17 protein-coding genes are annotated in these 22,325 nt (G+C 59.2%); 6 read left to right on the forward strand and 11 right to left on the reverse strand.

Translation table 11 applies throughout. From position 1 onward, the window contains the following. The first annotated feature begins 12 nt into the window (after positions 1 to 12). The gene (locus BUB53_RS17425) at positions 13 to 867 is read left to right on the forward strand and encodes a glycosyltransferase family 32 protein (RefSeq protein WP_073036443.1); all 855 of its coding nucleotides are present in this window, start codon (positions 13 to 15) and stop codon (positions 865 to 867) included. A 207-nt stretch (positions 868 to 1,074) separates the two neighbouring features. On the opposite strand, the gene BUB53_RS17430 is transcribed toward BUB53_RS17425, so the two are convergent. The 4 genes from BUB53_RS17430 to BUB53_RS17445 form a co-directional block, all read right to left on the reverse strand. Further along, a complete protein-coding gene (locus BUB53_RS17430; RefSeq protein WP_073036445.1) occupies positions 1,075 to 3,396 on the reverse strand; it encodes a Tex family protein in 2,322 nt (773 codons plus the stop codon). A gap of 169 nt (positions 3,397 to 3,565) precedes the next feature. Continuing rightward, positions 3,566 to 4,450: a CpsD/CapB family tyrosine-protein kinase gene (locus tag BUB53_RS17435; RefSeq protein ID WP_084729273.1), complete on the reverse strand. Its 885-nt coding sequence runs from the start codon at positions 4,448 to 4,450 to the stop codon at positions 3,566 to 3,568. 17 nt (positions 4,451 to 4,467) lie between these two features. Beyond that, positions 4,468 to 6,027 carry a GumC family protein gene (locus tag BUB53_RS17440; protein WP_073036447.1) on the reverse strand — a complete coding sequence of 520 codons (1,560 nt, stop codon included), beginning with the start codon at positions 6,025 to 6,027 and terminating at the stop codon, positions 4,468 to 4,470. A gap of 15 nt (positions 6,028 to 6,042) precedes the next feature. Then, a complete protein-coding gene (locus tag BUB53_RS17445) occupies positions 6,043 to 7,212 on the reverse strand; it encodes an ExeA family protein (protein ID WP_229709587.1) in 1,170 nt (389 codons plus the stop codon). Positions 7,213 to 7,680: 468 nt separating this feature from the next. Between BUB53_RS17445 and BUB53_RS17450 the strand changes: the two genes are divergently transcribed. Both BUB53_RS17450 and BUB53_RS17455 read left to right on the forward strand, forming a co-directional pair. Then, positions 7,681 to 8,433: a sugar transferase gene (locus tag BUB53_RS17450; RefSeq protein WP_229709586.1), complete on the forward strand. Its 753-nt coding sequence runs from the start codon at positions 7,681 to 7,683 to the stop codon at positions 8,431 to 8,433. A 143-nt stretch (positions 8,434 to 8,576) separates the two neighbouring features. Next, positions 8,577 to 11,024, forward strand: a complete 2,448-nt coding sequence (locus BUB53_RS17455) for a tetratricopeptide repeat protein (RefSeq protein ID WP_073036451.1) — start codon at positions 8,577 to 8,579, stop codon at positions 11,022 to 11,024. A gap of 154 nt (positions 11,025 to 11,178) precedes the next feature. Here the strand turns inward: BUB53_RS17455 and BUB53_RS17460 are convergent, their stop codons facing one another. Further along, a complete protein-coding gene (locus BUB53_RS17460; RefSeq protein ID WP_159437862.1) occupies positions 11,179 to 11,832 on the reverse strand; it encodes a VPLPA-CTERM sorting domain-containing protein in 654 nt (217 codons plus the stop codon). Between the two features lie 306 nt (positions 11,833 to 12,138). Continuing rightward, positions 12,139 to 12,339 carry a hypothetical protein gene (locus tag BUB53_RS17465; RefSeq protein WP_143163261.1) on the reverse strand — a complete coding sequence of 67 codons (201 nt, stop codon included), beginning with the start codon at positions 12,337 to 12,339 and terminating at the stop codon, positions 12,139 to 12,141. A 320-nt stretch (positions 12,340 to 12,659) separates the two neighbouring features. Between BUB53_RS17465 and BUB53_RS17470 the strand changes: the two genes are divergently transcribed. The 3 genes from BUB53_RS17470 (at position 12,660) to BUB53_RS17480 (ending at position 15,413) form a co-directional block, all read left to right on the forward strand. After that, complete coding sequence (locus BUB53_RS17470) at positions 12,660 to 13,271, forward strand: polysaccharide biosynthesis/export family protein (RefSeq protein WP_073036457.1); 612 nt, start codon at positions 12,660 to 12,662, stop codon at positions 13,269 to 13,271. A gap of 112 nt (positions 13,272 to 13,383) precedes the next feature. Further along, positions 13,384 to 14,688, forward strand: coding sequence for a porin (locus BUB53_RS17475; RefSeq protein ID WP_159437863.1), 1,305 nt, complete (start codon positions 13,384 to 13,386; stop codon positions 14,686 to 14,688). Positions 14,689 to 14,750: 62 nt separating this feature from the next. Beyond that, positions 14,751 to 15,413 (forward strand): rhomboid family intramembrane serine protease, encoded by a 663-nt coding sequence (locus BUB53_RS17480; RefSeq protein ID WP_073036461.1) that lies wholly within the window; start codon positions 14,751 to 14,753, stop codon positions 15,411 to 15,413. Between the two features lie 5 nt (positions 15,414 to 15,418). Here BUB53_RS17480 and BUB53_RS17485 read toward each other — a convergent pair whose 3' ends face one another. From BUB53_RS17485 to BUB53_RS17505, 5 genes are all read right to left on the reverse strand, one after another. Further along, positions 15,419 to 16,828, reverse strand: a complete 1,410-nt coding sequence (locus BUB53_RS17485; RefSeq protein WP_073036463.1) for an efflux transporter outer membrane subunit — start codon at positions 16,826 to 16,828, stop codon at positions 15,419 to 15,421. Positions 16,829 to 16,998: 170 nt separating this feature from the next. Next, positions 16,999 to 18,312 carry an HlyD family type I secretion periplasmic adaptor subunit gene (locus tag BUB53_RS17490; RefSeq protein ID WP_229709584.1) on the reverse strand — a complete coding sequence of 438 codons (1,314 nt, stop codon included), beginning with the start codon at positions 18,310 to 18,312 and terminating at the stop codon, positions 16,999 to 17,001. Next, entirely contained in the window at positions 18,309 to 20,057 is a 1,749-nt protein-coding gene (locus BUB53_RS17495) for a type I secretion system permease/ATPase (RefSeq protein WP_073036467.1), read from the reverse strand. The genes BUB53_RS17490 and BUB53_RS17495 overlap by 4 nt, the downstream gene beginning before the upstream one ends. A 179-nt stretch (positions 20,058 to 20,236) precedes the next feature. Then, positions 20,237 to 21,049 (reverse strand): WecB/TagA/CpsF family glycosyltransferase, encoded by an 813-nt coding sequence (locus BUB53_RS17500; RefSeq protein WP_084729277.1) that lies wholly within the window; start codon positions 21,047 to 21,049, stop codon positions 20,237 to 20,239. A 345-nt stretch (positions 21,050 to 21,394) separates the two neighbouring features. Next, positions 21,395 to 22,324 (reverse strand): glycosyltransferase family 61 protein, encoded by a 930-nt coding sequence (locus BUB53_RS17505; RefSeq protein ID WP_159437864.1) that lies wholly within the window; start codon positions 22,322 to 22,324, stop codon positions 21,395 to 21,397. Between the last annotated feature and the right edge of the window lies 1 nt (position 22,325).

A 22,325-nucleotide genomic window follows, 5' to 3' on the forward strand; every position in this document is an offset into this window, starting at 1 on the left:
GATACCCGTTTCATGGCTGTTCCCAAAATAATCCATCAGTTTTTTGCCGTCGGGTGGGATGCTGTACCCACTGAAGCGAAGAACGCGATCCGCTTGATGCGGCAACAGAATCCGGATTGGGAATATCGCTTTTACGATGCGGCGGCGGCGGAAGCGTTCATTGCGGAACGCTGTGACGAACATATGCTGGAAGTCTATCGCAGCATTGATCCTGTTTATGCGGCGGCGCGCGCCGACCTGTTTCGTTATCTGGTCTGTTATGAGGAAGGCGGGCTGTATCTGGACATCAAGTCTACTGCCCGCGCGCCGCTCGACACGGTGTTCGGTCCGAACGACCGGTACGTGCTGAGTCAGTGGTTCAGTAAGTCGGAAGCGGTGGAACAATACAAATCACATCCGGAACTGAAGGGTATCCGCGGTGGTGAGTATGTGCAGTGGTTCATGGCCTGCGAAGCGGGGCACCCCTATCTGGCAGAGGTCATCAAAACGGTTTTGCACAATATTAAAGTTTACCGCCCTTTGCGCGATGGTGCCGGTCGGCTGGGTGTTTTGCGGCTGACAGGGCCTATTGCCTACACACTGGCTATTCATCCTATTATCGCGAAGCACCCGCACGTCTTTCGGGACTATCAGGCGGATCTGAAGTTTGCCTATTCGGTGTACGGGGATATCCGTACGCACCGAACGAAACTGGGGTCGCACTACACGGCCCAGACGCGACCGATCATCAAGACAAATCTTTTCGAAACTGTCCTGTGCATGATCAGGTACGGCCCAATGGTCAAGGCGCGAAAATGGCTGTCGGGAAGAAAGCGAGGCCTGGTATCGCGTTGTCAGGCGATGGGGTCGTTTTTACGATCCAGATGATGGAGGGCAATGCTGTCTGGGGCGCAGTATTGCTTTGCTCCTGGCGCAGGCAGGTTGTCGTGGGCAAACAGATCGGGAGAAGCCATTCACGATAGCCCAGTGGACATGCTGGCTGGGCCGATGTCTTCGGCAGGACGACGTCGGACAGTTGTGCGTATATGACTGCGACCACAAAACTGTGTAAGGGGCAGGGGGCGATGCCCGCGCCTATTTTTGCTTTCGCATCGCGTCCATCAGCGCAGCCCCCAGGGCACTTTGTCCGGTTGAGCCCTGCTGGCTCTTTTGCCGGTTCTGCCCCTTGGGGCCACGGCCCGGATTTGCATTGCGCGGTGGTTTCTTGTCCGCCGGGGGCTTCGATCCCGCGTTGTCCTTGCGCATGCTCAGGCCGATGCGTTTGCGTGCCACGTCCACCTCGGTCACGCGCACCTTGACCACATCGCCGGTCCTGACCACCTCATGCGGGTCCTTGACGAAACGGTCGGCCAGTTGGCTGACATGCACCAGCCCGTCCTGATGCACGCCGATATCCACGAAGGCCCCGAAAGCGGCGACATTGGTGACCGTGCCTTCCAGCGACATGCCGGGGCGCAGGTCCTTGATGTCGTCGATCCCGTCGGCAAGGCGGGCGGTCACGAAATCCGGGCGCGGATCGCGGCCCGGTTTTTCCAGCTCGGCAAGGATATCGCGCACGGTGGGCAGGCCGAACCTGTCATCCACGAAATCCTCGGCGCGCAGCCCCTTCAGGGCCTCGGGCGCGCCCATGATGGCGCGGATGTCCCGCCCGCAGGCTTGCACGACGCGGCGCGCGACATCATAAGCCTCGGGGTGGACCGAGGTGGCATCGAGCGGCTCGGAACTGTCGCGGATGCGCAGGAATCCGGCGCATTGCTCAAAGGCTTTCGGCCCCAGCCCGGATACCTTGAGCAGCGCCTTGCGGGACGGGAATACGCCCTCTGCATCGCGATGCGCGACGATGGCCTGCGCCAGCGACGGGCCAAGCCCGGCCACACGCGCCAGCAGAGGTGCCGACGCCATGTTCAGATCGACGCCCACGGCGTTCACCGCATCTTCGACGACCGCATCAAGCGTTTGCGCCAGCCGCCGCTGGTCCACGTCATGCTGATACTGGCCGACACCGATGGATTGCGGCGTGATCTTCACCAACTCGGCCAGCGGGTCCTGCAGTCGCCGCGCGATGGACACCGCACCGCGCAATGACACGTCGAGATCGGGAAACTCCTCGGCGGCCAGTTCGGAGGCGGAATAGACGGATGCACCTGCCTCGGACACGATCACGCTGGACGGGCGCGGTGTGCCCTGCGGCAGTTGTTTCAGCGCATCGGCGACCATCCGCTCGGTCTCGCGGCTGGCGGTGCCGTTACCGATGGCGATCAGTTCGATCCCATGTTGGCGGACCAGTTCAAGCACGGCAGCCTGTGCGACCCGCAGATCGTTCTTGGGCTGGAAGGGATAAAGCGTCGCCGTCGCAAGCAGCTTGCCGGTGGCATCCACGACCGCCGCCTTGACGCCGGTGCGAATGCCCGGATCAAGCCCCAGCGTGGCGCGCGGCCCGGCGGGGGCGGCCAGAAGCAAATCCTTGAGATTGCGCCCAAAAACGGCAATCGCCTCGTCATGGGCACGTTTGCGCAACTCGCCCATCAGATCGACATACATCGTCAGGCTCAGCTTGACGCGCCATGTCCAACCCGCCACCTCGCGCAGCCATATATCCCCCGGTTCGGACCCGGTAATGCCGATGGCCGCCTCGACCATGGTCACCGCACGGGGCGCGCCGGTGTCGGGATCGGGGGCGATATCGACGGTGACGACCTGTTCCTTGGCCGCGCGCAGGATCGCCAGCGCGCGGTGCGAAGGGATGGTGGCCCATTTCTCGCGATGATCGAAATAATCCGAGAACTTGACGCCCTCGTCTTCCTTGCCCGGCTGGACACGGGCCGAGATGATCGCTTCGGCGTGCATGAACTCGCGCAGGCGGCCCAGAAGATCGGCGTGTTCGCTCAGTTCTTCGGTCAGGATGTCGCGCGCGCCGTCCAGGGCCTCCTTGGTCGATGGCACGGCCTCGGTGATGTAACCGGCAGCCAGCTTTTCGGGCAGGGCATTGCGGTTATCGAGGATGGCACGCAGCAAGGGTTCCAGCCCATTCTCGCGGGCGATCATCGCCTTGGTGCGTCGCTTGGGCTTGAACGGCAGGTAGATGTCTTCGAGCGCGGCCTTGGTTTCGGCGCCGGCAATGGCGCGGGCCAGCGCATCGGTGAGCTTGCCCTGTTCTTTGATCGATCCAAGGATCACCTCGCGCCGGGCTTCGAGGTCGCGCAGATAGGTCAGCCGATCCGCCAGCGTGCGCAGTTGCGTATCGTCCAGACCACCCGTTGCTTCTTTGCGGTACCGGGCGACAAAAGGCACCGTCGCGCCACCATCCAACAGGCCCACGGCGGCGGTCACCTGATCGGGGCGGGCGTTGATATCTGCGGCGATGCTGCGGGCGATACGATCGGCAGTTTGTGTCAAATCCGGCGTCCTCTGCTTCGTTGAACGCGCAGGAATACTCAGGGCGACAGGAAGAGGGAAGGGGGATTTGTCGCAACCCAGTTTAGAATGTGCCCCCCTAAACGGCAGGTAGGCGCATAATGATAGTTATGTTAAATAGAAAGCGGCAGGCTTTAACCCACCATTGGCCTCAGTACCCGTATTCCTTCCCATACTCCTCATGCCGGTCCAGATAGCGGCACTTGTTCAGGATGACACCGAGGACATTCGTTCGCGAGGCGAGTTCCTGCTCACATTTATCGACTTCTTCGATGGTCGTTTTTTCCGCCTCGGCGATCAGCAAGGCGCAATCGACCTGATCGAGAAATGCCATCGTGTCGTCGCCGGCGAACATCGGCGGGGTGTCGAGAATGATGATATCGGGCCGGTACTGCGCTTCGAGTTCGTCAATTACGTGGGCTGCCCGCGCGCCTTGCAGCAATTCGGCCGGGTTGCGCGCCGGGGTCTGGTTCGCCCCCAGGATCAGGTTTCGCCCATAGCGCCGCATATGCTTTTCCGGAGACGCATCGCCGCTCAGGGCGCGTGAGAACTGGCAGTCGTCTTTCAACCCGATGCTGCGCGCCATCGCGGGCCGCCGCATATCCAGTTCAAGGAGCATCGAAAACACGTCGCTTTGCCGCGACAGGCTGAACGCCAGGTTCAGGCAGGTCATGGTTTTGCCGGCCCGCGCCGAAGGCGAGGTGATCGCCACGCGCGTCCATTTGTTCTTGCGCATCTTGTGCAGAAGCTTCGTGCGCATCACGTCATAGGGCACGCTGGCGGCGCTGGCCCGATGAGCGATCAGCCTGTTGCGGTCCAATACCTTTTCCGAGGGGGTGAAGGCCGGGATGGATTTCCACGCCTCTTCCCGGTCGGCCAGCGCCATGTCCGAACTGAGAACAAGCGCTTCGCTTTCGCGGTCCTCGCGTGTATCGCGGTTTTCGACGGGAGAAACCGGGACCGGTTTGTTTTCGTGCTGTTGTTGCCCGGATCGTGTTTCGCGGGCTTTCTTCAACGCTGCCTGAATTCGTTCCATACGATTTACGACCCTGCCTAAAATGTGTTTTTGATTTGTTCGACGATGTCGGACAGACCGGCCTTCTCGAGTACCTTCTCGATAAGCAGATCCATTGGCAAATACATGACATGCAGCAGATAGAGCCCTAACGGGATGCCCACCGAAACGATCATCAATGCCAGAATAATAATAATGCGCCGTGTCCGGACCTGGCGGCGTGTCCTGATATAAGGAATCGATACAAAGGGCGTGATGCCCAGCCGGTTGCTCAGGTCCACAGGTCGGCGGATCGAACGGTTCAGCAACTCCAGAAGAAAAATGAAACCCGCGCCCAGGCCGATCCCTCCGGCGACACCGGCCGCGGCGATCTTTTTGCGCGGCGGGCTGGTGGGAGCCCGCGGGACGGTTGCCTGTTCGACAACGGTGATGCGCTGGCCGCGCGACTGCGCCTCGATCTGGTCGCCGGTGCGCGCCGCGGCCAGATCGCTGGTGGCCTGAGTGTACTGCACACGCAGGTTTTCGTAATCGCGTTCCAGCGTCCCAAGCGCGATGGCGTTCTGGGGTGTGGCGTCGATGGAAGCTTCCAGCGCGGCCAGTTCCTTTTCCAGCTGCGCTTTTTCCTGAATGATATACTCCATCTGGGAATCGAGATCGGCCAGTTGGATTTCAAAGGCCGAAAGCCCTTCGGTCCCTTCGCCTTGTTGTTCGTGTTGGCGCAGAACGATCTGTTCGGCGGCGTTCACCTGCGCCCGCAGGGCCTTGATGCGCGGGTTTTGTTCGGAATACAGCACCAGCGCCGAGGCCAGTTGGTTCCGCAGTTCCTGCAACCGCTGCATTTCGGGGCTCAGCTCTTCTTCGCTAAGCGTAACCTCGCCTGTGCGTTCATAAAGTTCGGTCAAACGAGCGCGGCGATCGCGCAAACTGGCCAGTTCGCGTTCCATCTGCAACACGCGCTCCTGAACCGAGGCCTGCCGCGAACGGCGAAAATCCAGACTGTCGGGCAACGCCCCCTGATTTTGTTTCTTGAATTGCAGGATCTTCGCGCCTTGCTCGGCGATTTCCTGATCCAGGCGCGTGACCTCCTGTTTGAAGAACTCCAGTGTCTGGCCCGTGACGGCGGTACGTAACCGGCGGTTTTCTTCGAGAATGCGGGTGACCAGCTCGTTGGCCACCTGCGCCGACAGGCGCCCCGTGTCCGATTGGAACGATACATACACGAACGAGGCCGCGTCCCTGCGCCGTGGCAGCGAAATGCCGATGCGGTTGCGCATATCGGCTACGATGTCATCGGCACTGATGTTCGGGCGGTCCTTGTAAACATCGAACTCACGCGCGATATCCAGCAGATTGGCCCGTGTTCTGACCCGTTGTGTAATGATTTCAAGAACTTCATCGGTTCCGGCCCGCACCGTTGATGATGCCAGATCGCCCGGAATCTGCGGCGATTCCACCAGCAGGGTCGCCCGCGCCGAATAACTGGGCGGCAGGGTAAAGGCGATGGTTGCGCCCACGGCGGCCACCGTCAGGGCGATCAGAAGAAAATAGTGAATTCGTCTCAGAAACAACGAAATCAGAAATTTGATATCAGGAAGCATCAAGCTGTCTCTTTACTAATCGGCGGTCTCCTGCGGAAATGTGCCCGCAGCGAAAAATGCGCCATCCTCAAGAACTTCTTCAACGGTCGCCAAGGTTACCGTTTTCTGGTTTTTCGTAAAAGCATAAACCATTGAAAGATCACAAAGCTGATTCACCAGACGCGGTACGCCTCCGGTTTGTTCATATATGAGGTGGCAGGCGGCCTCGGCAAAAAGGTTTCTGTTGGCCCCGGCCACGCGCAGCCGGTGCGCGATATAGGCTGTCACCGTCCGTTCATCCATTGCACCCAGATGAAAGCTGGCCGCGATCCGTTGCGCAAACTGCCGCAGTTCAGGGCGATGGATTATCTCGCGCAGTTCCGGCTGCCCGACAAGCACCAGCTGGAGCAACTCGTCCTTGTTGGAGTTGATATTGGTGAACATCCGCAATTCTTCAAGCGACTCGATGCTCAGGTTCTGGGCCTCGTCGAAGATCAGGATCACCCGGTTGCCCCGGGCGTATTCGGAAATCAGGTATTTCTGGAACGAGTCGAACAGATCCACATAGGTGGCGTCCCGGTCGGCGGGCTGGTCCAGCGCCATCAGCACCCAACGCAGAAGTTCGCCGCGCGATCCGTGGGCGTTCGACACCAGGCCAATCTTGACGTCGTCGCCGACCCCTTTGAGGAATTCGTGCAACAACGTGGTTTTGCCCGCCCCGACCTCGCCGGTGATCAGGGTGATCGGCGATCCGGTCAGCGTGCCGTATTCCAGCATGGTGAACGCCCGGCTATGTGCCGGCGACCAGAACAGGAAATCGGGGTCCGGCACCAATGTGAACGGGCGGTGATGCAGGCCGAAATGCTGCGTGTATATGTCAAGCGCGCCGCTCATAGGGTTGATGTAACTTGAATCACGTGCCTCATCCACTGCTTTAAGGATATTGTTTGCCGATTTGCCCTTGGCTGCCAAGGCCTTGACGGTTGGCGGGGGTGAACTTGCCACATTTTCATTCAGGGCATTCCGGGACGAGCGGACACTCTGGAAAACCGGGGTGACATCGGAGAACGCGGTTTGCCTGGTGCGGTCGGCCCGGTCCCCGTTCTTTCCGAAGACAAGAATACGTCCCCTGGCCTGCATCTGCGTGGAAGAGGGCGCCGTGCCGGGCGGCTTGTGGCCTTGGGCAAAGATGTCATCCCGATACATGGCGTCCTCATTATCGTTTCCGCACGTCCGCGCCGTTGGCCCGGTTTCATCGCACATCACTCAGGCTATGCCCGATCCTGATCGGTAAGTAAGACCTTTGGCGATATGGCGACGGCACTAAGGTGATTTCATGTCGCGGCACCGCGGAAAGAGATGATTCGCGCCCCTGCCCCTCCGACCCGCGCGGAAGCGTCCAAATTGCGCGCCTTATTTGGAACACAATCGCTGAATAAGATGAATTTTGTTTCAGGTTGAGAATGACCGCATTACCTGTGGTTGTTCCGATGGATATTTGATCTGCTTAGGCATGTATTTTATACATTAGCCTTTGATTAAGTGATTTCAGAATGTTAACTTCAGGCTAATTCAAAAAGTGGCCTAAAGCCGATATAAAAAACTGTTAATCCCGAGCAGTAAAATGAAACCTTCCCCTGGCTCGTTTTGTAAAGCCAGCGTGTATCTTGACGATTGTTTTTTTTACGTTTTTTAGCCAGGGGTATTAAGGGATTGGTTATTATTATGACGATACAAGACAAAGATATTAGTAAGAATTTCAACGCCATTCCGGTTCAGCCGCGTATCGTGATTTCAGGTCGGCGAACCCACCGCTCCTTCAGCCCGTATAGCCGCATTTTCAAACGTGTTCTGGATTTGGTGCTTGTCATCGCGGCCATGCCTATCGTTGTTCCGATGATTCTGTTGCTGGCATTTCTTGTGGCATTGGACGGTCATAATCCGTTCTATTCACAGAAACGCGTTGGCCGGAACGGCCGCGAATTCCGCATGTGGAAATTGCGCAGCATGGTCCATGATGCGGAGGCGCGGCTTCAGAACCATCTGGAAACCAATGTCGAGGCTCGTGCCGAATGGAACAGCAAGCAGAAGCTGGCACATGATCCGCGTATCACCCGGCTTGGACGGGTGCTGCGCAAAAGCTCTCTGGATGAGTTGCCGCAATTGTTGAACGTCCTGACCGGCGACATGAGCCTGGTCGGCCCGCGCCCGATGATGCCCGAACAACGTCAGATGTACCCCGGGGTCGCCTATTTCGATATGCGCCCCGGTGTCACCGGATACTGGCAGATTTCGGATCGCAATCAGACATCGTTTGCTGCCCGTGCCTCGTTCGATGTCCGCTACTACAATGACATGAGCCTTGGCACCGATCTGAAGGTGTTGACGCAAACAGTCGGTGTTGTCCTGCGTGGAACGGGATGCTGATACCACTCACTGTGTGTTAAAGCTAAGGTCGTTTGAGGTGCATGCCCCAAGCGGCCTTAGTTTATTTTTCGTCTCGAAAATGCCACGCTACACTGAAAGACCTGAAACAGTTCTCTTTTGATTTTTAGACTACGGGAAATCCTATGCGCCGACCTTCCGCTACTCTGACCGCCCTGATGTTGAGTGCCAGCCTCGCGCTTGCCGGATGCGAAAGCTCGGAAGAGCGCGCGCAGCGCCATTTCGAAACCGCCATGGAGCTGTTGGCCGAAGGCGATGTGCAGCGGGCCTATGTCGAATTCCGCAATGTGTTCAAACTGAATCCGCGCCACAAAGAGGCGCGCATGGAATATGCCATGGCGCGTCTGGAAGCGGGGGATAAATCCGAAGCCTACGGTCAGCTTCTGCGCCTGGTGGAACAATATCCCGATACGACCGAAGCGCGCATCCTGCTGGCGGAAATGGCCATCCAGACGCGCAACTGGGACGAGGCAAAGCGCCATGGCAAGGCCGCCGTCGAAATGGCGCCGGACGATCCGCGCGTGCGGGTGATCGAAACCGCCCTGGCCTATGCCGAAGCTTCGCGGCAAGAAGACAATGCCGCGCGCGAGGAACAGGCTGAAATCGCACGCACGGAAATGGAATCCGCGCCGGACAATTTCATCGCCCGCAGTATCGTCATCGACTATCTGGCCACCAACGGCCGTCTGGAAGAGGCGCTTCCGGTCATTGACGAAGGGCTTGCGCAGCATCCCGAAGATTACAACCTGCACCAGATCAAGCTTCAGACGCAGGTTCAGGCGGGCAAGATGGATCTGGTCGGTGATACGCTCCGGACGATGGTCGAAACCTTCCCCGATGACGAAGAAGCCCGCCGGTTGCTGATCACATGGTATATTCAGCAAGGCGATATGGAAGGCGCTGAAAACTTCCTGCGCGAACTGGCCGAACGTCCGGATGCCGACACGGGCGCGCACATGGCTGTCATTCAGTTCCTGCGCCGCACCAAGGGCGACGACGCCGCCCGCGAAGAAGTGCAACGCCTGATCGAAACACAAGACGATCCCACCGTGTTCATCGCCGTTCTGGCATCGATGGATTTCGATGCCGGCGACAGGGATCGGGCGATTGCCGCGCTTGAACAGCGTGTCGATGGGGTGGAAACACCCACCGCCGAGTCGAACGACGCCAAGTTCCTGCTGGTGCGGATGCTGGCCTCTACCGGCAATCATGTCGGGGCGCGGGCGCGGATCGAGGAAATTCTGGATAACGACGCATCTCATGTTCAGGCCTTGAAGGCCCGCGCAGGTTTGCGCATCGACGATGACGAACCGGGCGAGGCAATCATCGACCTGCGCACGGCGTTGTCGCAAGCCCCGGAAGACCCCGAGATCATGACATTGATGGCCCGCGCGCATGAACGTGCGGGCGACCGGGCTCTGGCTGGGGAACGCTATGCCCTGGCTGTCGAACTGTCCAATCGCGCACCGGAGGAATCGATGCGCTATGCAGCCTTCCTGATCGCCGAAGACCGCCCGGAAGCTGCCGGAGCCGTCCTGTCCGAGGCGCTGAACGAAGCGCCCCGGAATGTCGATCTGATCAAGATGGCCGCCGGTCTTCACCTGCGCAATCGTGACTGGAACGAGGTGCAGCGCGCCATCTGGAAACTGCGCAAGGAAGACACCGACGAAGCGATTGCCGTTGCCAATTCGCTCGAGGCGGAGATGCTGCTGATGCAGGATCGGCTGGATGAATCCGTGACTTTCCTTGAAAACCTCTCCAACAGTTCGGACGATATCGGCGCGCTTGCCGCACTGGTTCAGACCCAGTTGCGGGCCGGGAACACCGAAGCCGCCCAACAGCAGATCGAAGAGCGGCTTGCCGAAACTCCCGACGATCCGGCCCTGCGATTCCTGCGCGCGGGCCTGCATGTTGTCTCGGGCGAGCGCGATCAGGCCGAGACGACCTATCGGGATCTTCTGAAGGATCACCCCGGAAACAACGCGGTCATTCGCGCCCTGTTCAGCATCCTGCGTGCCGACAACCGCACCGAAGATGCGCTTGCGCTGCTGGATGAGCAGATCGAATTGGCCCCCGATGCGCTGAATGTTCATCTGTTCAAGGCCGAGATGCTGGAACGCAGCCGCGATTTCGAAGGCGCGATCGCGATCTACGAAGATATTTACAGCCGAAACAGCAACAACATCATCGTGGCCAACAATCTGGCCAGCCTGATCGCCTCGCACCGGGACGATGCGGAAAGCCTCGAGCGCGCCTATGTCGTCGCCCGGCGCCTGCGCGGGAGCGACATTCCGCAGTTGCAGGACACTTACGGGTGGATCGCCTTCCGCCGTGGCGATCTGGACGAAGCTTTGAGCCATCTCGAACCGGCGGCCAAGGGCCTGCCCGGCGATCCGCTGGTGCAATACCACCTGGCGCGCACCTATCTTGAGCTTGAACGGTTCGAAGAGGCTCGCGGGATACTGGAACGCGCGATCGAGATATCCGGCGACACCCCCCTGCCCCAGATCAAACATGCGCGTGAACTGCTGGAAAACCTGCCAGCCCCCGAAGCCTCCGGTTCGACCGAGTAATGCCTGAGTAACCTTGTCGCGCAACGCGTGGCAAGGTTGGCGATGTTCACCATGCCGGTGGTCGGCAGGGTCTCTTGCCTCGTATCAGCACGGACAAAAAATTAAGGGGCCCGAAGGCCCCTTAATCAATTTCATGCGGTGTTGAACCTCTGGCTCAGGCCGCTTTCTTCTTGCGGCGCACGGCGGCAAACCCACCAAGAGCCGTCAGCAGAAGCAGACCACCCGCCGGAAGCGGCACGACCGAGATGCGAACGACCATGTCGTCATAATCGCGGTCATTTGCTGCCCCGCTGTCATCGAAGAAAGCATAGACGGTTTTGCCGTTGTCATAAAGCTGGCTGAAACCCATCGCAGCGGTTCCGTTATACGTGCCATCGTTCGATGCAAGGGTGCCAAGGCTCGACGAGAATGAGAAGTCGAGGATGCCCGCGCCTACCGTGGTTACATAGGTGGAGCCGATGGCATCGCCATTGGATACGCTGCCCCCAAGAGAGAACGCGAGGTTGGTCGCGCCGGCTTCTTTGCCGAGGAAGGTCACCTTGAGACGAGCACTGTCGTTCAAAAGCAGGCCCGGTCCGGGGTTTCCGGCGTCAAATGTCAGCAAATCCTCGGTCAGGTTAGCGGCGGGACCACTCGGATTGTAGCAGCTCGTAATACCGGATTCACAAGTCGAATCATACGGATCGCTACCCCAGGCGACGGGCGTACCTGCGCCTGCTTGAAACGAGAGTGTAGCAGCACTCGCGGCACCAGCCGCCAACATAATGGTTGAAGCGGCAACACCTGCCGCAAGTTGCTTAAGTTTCATATTCATTTCCTCTTAATCACCAATGGCCTTATTCTTAACACATTCCCGCCACAGTGCCCAAGGTTTTTCGAGGCAACGGTCTTCCGTTTGTATTGTTAGCGCTAATGGTTAAAAATTTTGCCAATCGTTTCCCAAGAGGAAACAATCATGACGGGAGAACGTGATTTTATCATCGCTCAGAAAGGTTTCGCCGAACAGACGGCAAGCATGACTCACGCGCAGATACGCATTTTCACGTGTTTCAAGCGAATCAGTCTTCGCCACCTTCGCCAATTCGGGAGGCCGGAGTCGGCCTTTGAAACAGCGTCAGCCCTGATGGGCCTTGTGTGTCATGCTGCGTTCCTGCATCGCATCGCAAATGAACGCGCGAACCAGAACCAGAAGCAAAATCCCGATTCCAGTTACCATATAGAGGGCCAGTGCAGCCCAGATTGACGATCCAAGCATAACGGCAGCAATGCTTGCTATTATCCCGGCGACCATGGCGACAAGAATAAATGCGAGCATTTCGATAGCCTCCGTAATGAGATCACAGCGGAAAATAACCGCTATGCGTGTCCCATAAAGGGCTGTAAATGTGGGCAAATTCAATAAAAACAATGGCAATTTCGTGTTTAGCGTGCATTTTCGTCACATCTCTGCCGCTTAGATGCCACATTTGTGCCACGATGCAAGGTGGGCACACCGGATTGTTGCGTTGCTGGCACGGGGCTACACAGACTGCCATGTTTCTCATTGAAATCTTAAAAATTCCTTTCGAAACGAAATTTTAGAGCGTACTTTTAACGTCGAGAAAAATTTGTCGTCCCATAGATAGAGAGCCCGGCATGAAACGTATTATCGCCCTACTCGCCGCTTTGCTCATCATTCCTCTGATGACCCAACCTGCCAGCGCGCAGAGCAATTATCGCATCAAGCCCGGCGATGTGGTCCGTGTCGAGGTTCTGGAAGATTCCAGTCTCAATCGTGACACGCTGGTCCTGCCCGACGGGCGTATTTCCCTGCCCATGGCAGGCACGGTTTCCGCCGGGGGCCAGACGCTCGATCAGCTGCGCAGTTCGATCCGCACTCAGCTGGCGCCGAACTTCGCGTCCGAGCCGACGGTTCATGTGGCGCTCAGCCAGCTTGCGCCGCGCACAGCCGCGGTCGCCGCAGCGCCGGCAACCGATACGATCTACATCCTGGGCGAGGTTAACAACCCCGGCGCGGTCGAACTGGAAGAAGGTACGACCCTTTTGCAGGCGCTTGCAGCCGTCGGCGGATTTTCCAGGTTCGCAGCGACCAAGCGCATTCAGCTGCGCCGCACGGATTCATCGCGGGTCGAGCGCATTTACAACGTAAATTATCAGGACATTCTTCAGGGTAAAACCAGTATCGGAACGACGGTTCTGGCCTCGGGTGATGTGATTATCGTGCCGCAACGACGGCTTTTCGAATAACCAAACCCTATTCGGGGGCGCAGTGTTGAAAAAGAAAAGACTGATACAGGCAACAGTCGCTGGTAGTTTTGCATGCTCCGTCCTGCCCGCCCTGGCGCAGGACGGTCCTGGTTTGCGCATGATTTTCGGCGTGGATCAGGAATTCAGGGCCGGCGATAACCTGTCGCTTGAGATTCCGTCAGAAGGCTCCACCGTGTTGTCCACGACGACACTGTCCTTCGATCTCCTGTCCGAAACAAGCACTCAGACTTTTGCCTTGGGGCTGTCCGGCAGCCTGCGCGAAGGGGATATCCCGCGTCGCAGCGACATTTCCACCGGGTTTGTGGAACCCTCCGTCAAGCTGTCCTACAGCCGCGAAGCCGCCAGTGCGCGGTTTTCCTTCGATGGGCAGTATCGTGAATCCGACGTATCTTTCCTGGACCCGCTTTCATCGCTGATCGACGATATGGGTGTGCTGGTTCTGCCCGAAGATTTCGAAACTCTGAACGGCAGGGGAACGCGCCGTGTCTACAATGTTTCGACAAAACTGGAAACCGGCATCGACGGGCCCGTCGGTTTCGTGTTCGATGCCAGCGCCAGCGGTATTTCCTATGGCGACGGGGCCTCGGCAACACGGGACGATTCACGGCGCCACAGCTATGGGGTCGAAACACGATTGCGCTTTTCCCCGGTGACGACCGGCTTTGTCGGGTATGATCGCGACTATTACGAATCTGACGATCCGCAGAACACCGAGCATGAAACCGATGCGTTCGAAATAGGTGTAAACCACGAGATTTCCGAACGCGCGACGATCGAAGTGGCGATCGGGTATAGCGAAACGTCGGAAACCGAGAACTTCGTCACCATGAATGACGATGGCCTGACGGGCCGCGTGAGATACGATCTGGACATGCCCAACGGCACGCTCGATGCGTCATACGAGGTTACGCGCGATCAGGATGGCAAGCGTGAATTCCTGCGTTTTGGCCGGTCGCTGGAGCAGCCATTGGGCACCTTGGCCTTCAATATCGGCGCCACACGCAAAGGCAGCGGCGATCCCAAGCTGATCGGCGGGCTGAACTGGCGGCGCGATCTGCCCACCGGGCGCATTACCCTCGGTCTGAACCGGGGTGTTACCGTGAACGATGACGACGAAGAGCGGATTTCGACCACGGCGAATTTCGGCTATATTTATGAAATCAATCAGCTTTCCAGCCTTGGGTTTGACGCCTCCTATGGCCTCGCCGAAAGCAGTGTCACAGGCAACGAAACTCAGCGCACGGATTTCACGGCCAGCTACAACTACGCGCTGACGCCCGACTGGTCCCTGAGCACGGGTGTTTCCTATCGCATCCGCGACGAAGACAGGCTTGGCCGAACGGATTCGACATCGGTTTTCCTGAACATCGGGCGCGAATTCACCATTTTCCAATGATCTTCGGCCCGCGTGCCTGTATAGACCATGTCATTGCACGCGGGATTTGAGTATCGGGGGCCATGACGCATCGCCAGTCTTATCCGGGTCGCCTGCCGCTTGTCTTTGTTCTGCTGGTCCTGCCCTGCGTGGTGATCGAGCTGACCTTGCAGGCGGCGGACTGGGGGCTGATCGGGACGGCGCGCTGGCGGGCGCTGGCCTATCAGTTCGGGGCGTTCTGGCCCGGCCTGCTGGCGGGGTGGCGCCCGAACTATGAGGCGCAGCCGGTTTTGATGTTTCTCAGCTACGCGTTCCTGCATGGCGGGCTGGTGCATCTGGTCGTGAACATGATCACCCTGATTTCCCTGGGCAATGCGGTGATCTACCGGGTCGGGCAATGGCGGTTCATGGCGATCTATGCCGCCTCTGCGATCCTGGGCGGGGTGGTGTTTGCGCTGCTGGCCTCCAGCGGGTTTCGCCCGATGGTGGGGGCCTCGGGATCGCTGTTCGGGCTGGCGGGGGCGCTGATCGTGTGGAACGTGGTTCTGACCGTCAGACAGCGATCCGGCATCCTGTTGACGGCTGTCAACTTTGCCTGGCCGGTGGGGATTCTGATCGTGCTGAATGTGGTGATGTATGTCGGCACGGATGGCGCGGTGGCATGGGAAACCCATCTTGGCGGGTTTCTGGCCGGGACGGTTCTGGCTGTGTTCATGACGCCCCGGATGGACGCACCCGAGGGTTGAGGCCCTTATTCGGCCAGCACACCCATTGCCGCTGTCGCCACCGCTGCGCGGCTGACCTGTCCGGCGTCGGCGGACAGGCGATCGCGGATCATTTCCTCGTGACCGATGCCAAGAGCCACGCGCAGGTCGATATAGGCCAGCGACAGGTCGCGCAGCGCGCCCGCCTGTCTGGCGCGGGCGGATGACAGGGAGCGTTCCCGGTCGATCACGTCCAGCACGGTGGCATCGCCCCCCTCGGATATCAGGCGCCGCGACAGATCGAGCGAGCGCTGGTTCAGCGAGACGAGTTCGCGTGTCGAGCCCACGGCATCGCGTGCCGCCTGCAAACGGGCGAGGGCATTTTCGACCTCTTCCACCGCTGTCAGGACGTTCTGACGCCATTGCAGATAAGCCTGTTGCGCCCGCGATTCCGCCGCATCCGCCGAGGCCGCCAGCGCCGGTTGGGTAAAGACCGGCATGGTCAGCCCTGCCAGGATACTTTCGTTCCATGACCCGCTTTTCAGCGGTGCGGTCACCAGGCCGCTGAGGTTCAGGCTGGGATAGCGCGAGGCTTCGGCGACGCCCAGATCGGACACCGCGGCGGCATAGCGCCGTTCGGCCATGCGAATATCGGGACGGGCGCGCAGCAGATCGGCGGGCACGCTAACATCGCCCGCACCACGCGGAAGCGGCTGGCTGCCCGGATAGCCCAGATCGACCCCAAGCTGCCCCACCGGCTGCCCCAGCAGGGTTGAAATACGGTTGCGCTCAGCGACGATCCCGGCCTGGATATCGGGGACTTCGGTTTGTGTTTCCGACACCAGCGCACGGGCGCGCAGCACGTCGAGCTGGGTTGCCGCGCCCGCGTCGAGCATGGTGCGCATGTCGCGCAGGGTGCGCCGCCGCGAGGCCAGATCCTGTTGCCGGGTTTCTAGGCTGCGTTGCAGGAAGCGCATCTGAACATAGGCGGTCCCCAGTTCCGACAGAAGCAGGCGGCGGGCCTCGGTTTCGCCCAGTTGTGCGGCCTCAAGCCGTTGCTGCGCCGCGCGGCTGGCCCATTGGGTGCGCCCGGCCAGACCGAAATTCGCCTTAAGCTCGCCCGAGGCGGTATCGGGGCTGTTGGAGTTGCTGCGCGCGCTGGCGGTCAGATCGCCGGTCACGGGAACGCTGTCGCGGCGCAGAACGGCCTCGGCTTCGCGGACCCTTTCACGGGCCTCGGCGACGCTCAGATTGTCCTGCATTCCGGTATCGACCAGACGGGTCAGGACCGGGTCGTTGAAATCCAGCCACCAGTGCAAATCGGCGCGGCTGGCCTTGCTGACCGGCGCCAACAGCGAATAGCGGTCGGGAAGGTCCATTTCGGGCGACTGGTACGTGGGGCCGACGGTGCATGCCGACAAAATCAATCCCGCGCACGCGCAATATAAAATACGCATGGAGTATGCTCGTTTCTCTGCCTCGCGGACCTTATTGCACGCATTTTCGCGTATCTTTTTATGGTCCCTGGCGGGAACCTAGCAGAAATTGGTCAATTTTTCCACGGCCTTGTCGGGTTTGCACAGGTTGGCAAAGACTGTTGCGCATTTACGTCAACCGTTTTGCGGCCTTATTCGCGAAACGCGCGGTGGAAAAAGCTGGCCATCGGCTCGATCAGGTATGTCAGGGGCGAGCGTGCGCCCGTCTGGATGAAGGACTGCACCGGCATCCCCGGCAACAGCGTTTGGCCTTGCAGCTTGGTGATTTCAGAGCTTTCGGGGACGATTTCGACCGAGTAATAGGCCTCGCCCGTCGCCTCGTCGCGCAGCACATCGGCCGAGAGGCTGCGCACCGCGCCCTTGAGTTCGGGAATTCCTCGCTGATCGAAGGCCGAGAATTGCAGCGACGCCTCCTGCCCCGCATAGACCTCGTCGATATGGATGGTGTCGACCCGCGCGGAGACGATCAGGGGCTGATCCTGCGGAACGATATACATCAGCGGCTGTGCCGCCTGCACGACCGATTGCGCACCGAAGACCTGAAGGCCATAGACGATCCCGCCGACCGGCGCGCGGATGTCCAGCCTGGAGATGGTGTCTTGCAGGCTCAACCGGCGTTCGGCCAGTTCGATTTCGCGAAATTCCAGATCCCGCAGGCGCGACACCGCGTTTTCCCGGCGCTGCGTTTTAAGCTGTAGCAAGGCGATCCCGTTGCTGGTTTTCTGGCCGCGCAGTTCGGCGGACTCGGCCTCGAGCCGCCCGATCTGGCCTTTCAGCCCGGCCAGTTCGCGCATCAGTTCGCTGACCCGAGAAGCGCGCGTCAGGTTCTGGTCCAGCAGCTGGCGTTCCGAATCCAGATCGTCCTGTGTCAGGCTGGCCTGTTCGTTCAGCGCATCGAGCTGCGCCTGTAACCCGGCGATCCGGTCCTCGATCTGCTGGTTCTGTTCGTTCAGCAGGCTGACCTCCTGCTCAAGCGATTCATTGCGCGACTGGAACAGCGTGCGTTCGCCCTGCAACAGTTTGTCGACCTCGGGCCGGGAGGCGGCCAGAGCGATCAGACCGGGGTCAAAGGCGATTTCCCCGGCATTGTCGCGTTCGGCCTGAAGGCGGGCCTTGCGCGCCGAAAGTTCGCGCAACTGCGCCTCGACGATGCTCAGCTCGGATTTGGGACGGCGGCCGTCGAGCTGGATCAGGATATCGCCCTCGTCCACGCGATAGCTGTCCTTGACCAGCAAGTCCCCCACGACACCGCCTTCGGGGTGTTGCACCGCCTGACGGTTGGTTTCGACCTTGACCTGCCCCGGCGCGACCACCGCGCCCGACAGTTCGGCCCGGACCGACCACAGGCCCAGCCCCCCCACCAGGGCGACAAGCGCCAGAATACCGGCGGTCAGGGGCAGAACGCCCTTCCATTTTGGATCTTCGTCCATGTTTGCGTCGCTCACATCGCCACCTTGTTCGACTTGCCCGGCCGTGCCGTCGCCAGGCGCGGCTTGCGCGGGTCCGCGATGGTTTTCGCCAGCACCTCGTCACGCGGGCCGAGGGCGACCACCGAGCCCTTGTCGAGAACGATCAGCATGTCGCATTCGGCAATGGCGGCGGGCCGGTGGGTGGTGATGATCACCGCCTTGCCGCGTTCCTTGAAGCGCTTGACGGTCTGGTTCAGGGCGTCCGAGCCTTCGGCATCCAGCATCGAGTTCGGCTCGTCCAGGATCAGCAGGACGGGATCGCCATAGAGCGCACGGGCAAGGGCGATCCGCTGACGCTGCCCGCCGGAAAGCTGGTTTTCGTTGCCGTCGAGATAGGTATCGTAGCCGTTGGGCAATTGCATGATCATCTCATGCGCGTTGGCCTGTTTGGCGGCCTCGACCACGCCCTTGGAATCCGACTCCAGCGACATGCGCCGGATGTTTTCCGAGATCGTTCCGGCAAACAGGCTGACGGTTTGCGGCAGGTAGCCGATATGGCGGCCCAGATGCATCGGATCGTATTGATTGAGCGTCGCGCCGCCAAGGCGGACCTCGCCCGCGGCCATCGGCCAATACCCCGTCAGCACCCGCGCAAGGCTGGATTTGCCCGAGCCGCTTTTGCCGATGATGCCAAGCGCATGGCCCGGCTCCAGCGTGAAGGAGACGGAGCGCACGGTGGGTTTCTTGGCGCCGGGGGGCATGATCGTGACGCCGTTGGCCTGCAACAGCGAACCGGGTACTGGCAGTTCGGTGCGGTCCTCGGGAAGCGGCACGGCGGACAGGAACCGCTCCAGCGTTTTCCACCCGGCGCGCGCCCGTTGCAGGACGGGCCAGTTGCCCATCGCCTGCTCGACCGGGGCAAGGGCGCGGCCCAAGAGGATCGACCCGGCGATCATCGAGCCGGGCGTCAGTTCGCCCTGCAATACGAAATAGGCGCCAAGGCCGAGGATCGCGGATTGCAGGAACAGACGGAACGCCTTGGTAAGCGAGGTGAAGATGCCCGTCCAGTCATTGGCGTTCATGCTTTCGCGCAGGGCCAGATTGCGCAGGCGCTTGTAGCGGGTTTGCAGGCTGTCGCGCATGCCCTGGCTCAGCGCGACTTCGCTGGCCTCGTGGGCCTGCTCGGCAAAGGCATGGGCGCGTTGCGTCGCGATCTGAGACATGCGCACGCGATAGGCCGTGACCACCTGATTGAGCAGCGCCAGAACCACGATGATCAGCGCCCCGGCCAGCGCAACCCAGCCCAGAACCGGATGGAAGATGAAGATCGCGGCGATGAACAGCGGTGTCCAGGGCATATCCATGATCGCGGTGAGAACCGGCGATACAAAGAGGTTCTGCAAGGCGTCCAGATCGCGCAGGACGGCGGTGCAGGCCGGACGATCATGCGGGTTGGCCGAGCGTTGCAGCGTCGCCCTGAAAACACGCGCATCCAGCGCCGTCTGGAACCGCGCCCCGATCCGCGCCATCACCCGCCCGCGGGCGTAATCCAGCACCGCCATCAGCGCATAGAGCATCGTCACCAGCAGCGACAGCGCGACCAGCGTTTCCACCGATTTCGACGCCAGCACCCGATCATAGACCTGCAACATGTAAAGCGGGCCGGTCAGCATCAGGATGTTGACGAAAATCGAAAACACGAAAGCCCAGAACAACAGCCCCCGCCCCTTGCGGCGCGCCGCCTGAAGCTCAGGGAGCCCCGGTTTGTCTTCAGTTGCCATATATGCCCCAAAGCCTGTGGCTTTTCTAATGTCGACCAGAAATACCAGTTGAAGTGAACATGGAAACAATTACTGAAGATATATGCCGTTTTCCGCCAATTGTTTCCAGTAAAAACAGGGTTGCCGCGCCCAGGAGGCGGCGGAATTGAAGAAAAACGTGATTCTGATGGTCTCCGCGCCTATTTGAACGGATCGCGATAGAGGCCCAGTTTCTGTTTAAGAACCCACCACAAGAACGGTGGATCCTGGAGGATGTACCGACGCCAACGCTGACGAGGTTCCTTGATCAGGCGATAGAACCATTCAAAGCCCGCGTCGGTGACCCATGATGGAGGCCGGCGCAACGTGTCCGCTTCATAGTCAATCGTACCACCAAGCGGCAGAAACAACTGGACGTTTGGAAGACGGTCCCGGTAGCGGAAAATGAATTTCTCCTGTCTTCCGCCGCCCAGGCCGACCAGTAGTGTCTTGGCACCGGACTGGTTGATCAGGTCGATCATGTGATTGATTTCTTCGGGTCTGGTCTCGAAATCGAAAGATGGTGCGTAAGTGTCCACGACAAAAGAACGTCCCGTTTTTTCGTTCACCCGTTCAGCGGCGCGGTCCGCAACACCGGGTTTGCCACCAAGCAAAAATACCGTCATTTGCGGGTCGTCTTTGTAATGCATGTAGAATTTCGGAAAGAAATCCGAGCCAGACACCCGCTGTTGAACCGGCGTACCCAGGAACTTCAGAGCGAAATACATGATCTGGCTGTCGCAAGTGACAAGGTCGAACTGCGGCAGAAGATCATAAAACTCGCGATCCTTCTGCAGTTTGATCATCATGTCGACATGCAGGGTCAGCATCACGCCGCTTTTAAAGCCTTTGACGACCTCGTCCATGGTGACGTTATGCACGAATGCGTTCAGGAGCGGCGCCTGTTCGAGAGTGCCGCGCACTGGTTGAGGGATTTCTGAATTGGATTTGTTGGAAATTTTCTCGATCCGCATAAAAGTTCTCTCCAAAACACCATGTTTCGCTTGGGACAATATGGTTGGTGCTGTCGAGCGACCGGATGTGCTGTGGCAGCGGAACCAGCAGGCCTATCCACCGTCGCAATATGTCAATTCGATTATTCTCTGGCAAGCGAGGTGTAATTACGGTTGTCGGATGTTTTGACGTTTTCGGTCAGGAAGTAACGGCAATATTGATGCATGTTTATGACTATAGTTTGTCGCGAATTGCGCGGTTTGATGGTGGCCGATGCTCCTGTATGGTTTAAATTTGTGTAACGGGAAAAGGTCTCGGTCTGGTTTGCCTGATTTTTGACCTTTGCAGGCCGGGAAGAGAATAATTCAAATCATGTCCAGCGCCAGCTCAAGTGATTGCAAATCGATTTCAAACGATTGAAGCGAGTATTTCAGGAACGGTTCTTTCAGGTCATAGGCCGGTTGAATATGTTCTGGCTTGATCTTGCCGCGCACACCGATCCATTTGCATCCGACCTGATGGGCCATGACGCGGTAGACGTCTGTCATATGACCGCACGGGAAGAGTTCGATCAGCTTTTCCAATCGCGACTTGTCGGAGCGATACAGCAGAGGCGCCAGCGCAGCGCCGTGAATGGCGACGATGCTTTTGGCCTGTTCAAAAAGTTTGAACTGATCTGTGACCGACAAATCCTCGGGATAGATTTTGGTGTATCCCCTTTGAGTCAGAAAAGTCTCAACCCGGGTTTCATTTTCAAGGTCTCGCGTGCCACGCCGCGAAATGAAGGCTTTGTCCGGCAGATTGCCCTGATGTCCATCGCGTATATCGGCGCGGTCAAGGCAATCTTGTGCATAGGGCAGTTTTACCCAGTCGGCCCTGATGGATCTGATCCCGGTCCAGGGGTCCGAGGTGAAGTCGATGGCGTGTCCCTGAACCGGGGCATCGGTGCAAAGGGTGTCCAGCCCGAACACCCTGGCCGCGCCAAGGATATGAGGCGGGGTGTTCGCGGGCAGGATGAGCAACGCGTCGGACGGGTTCAGGCCTGTGTGATGAGCGAGTATGAAAAAGATGGGTAAATGATTGTTCAGGAAATGCGCCCAGTTCTGAGGGACGTGCGACCGAAAATCAATCAGGGTCGCGTCCTTGACCTCCTGTAGCCTGGGAACGCGCCGCAGCCGTGCAAGGCGCTGCCGAGATTTGTCTGGTGACGTGCATGTCGTTGTCCGCCGGGTAAAAGACAACTCTCCGCCGCCGGATTTTTTGGCAGGAAGCTCGATGATTTCACAATCGGGCACG

Source organism: Roseovarius pacificus, assembly GCF_900142665.1.
Classification (GTDB): domain Bacteria; phylum Pseudomonadota; class Alphaproteobacteria; order Rhodobacterales; family Rhodobacteraceae; genus Roseovarius; species Roseovarius pacificus.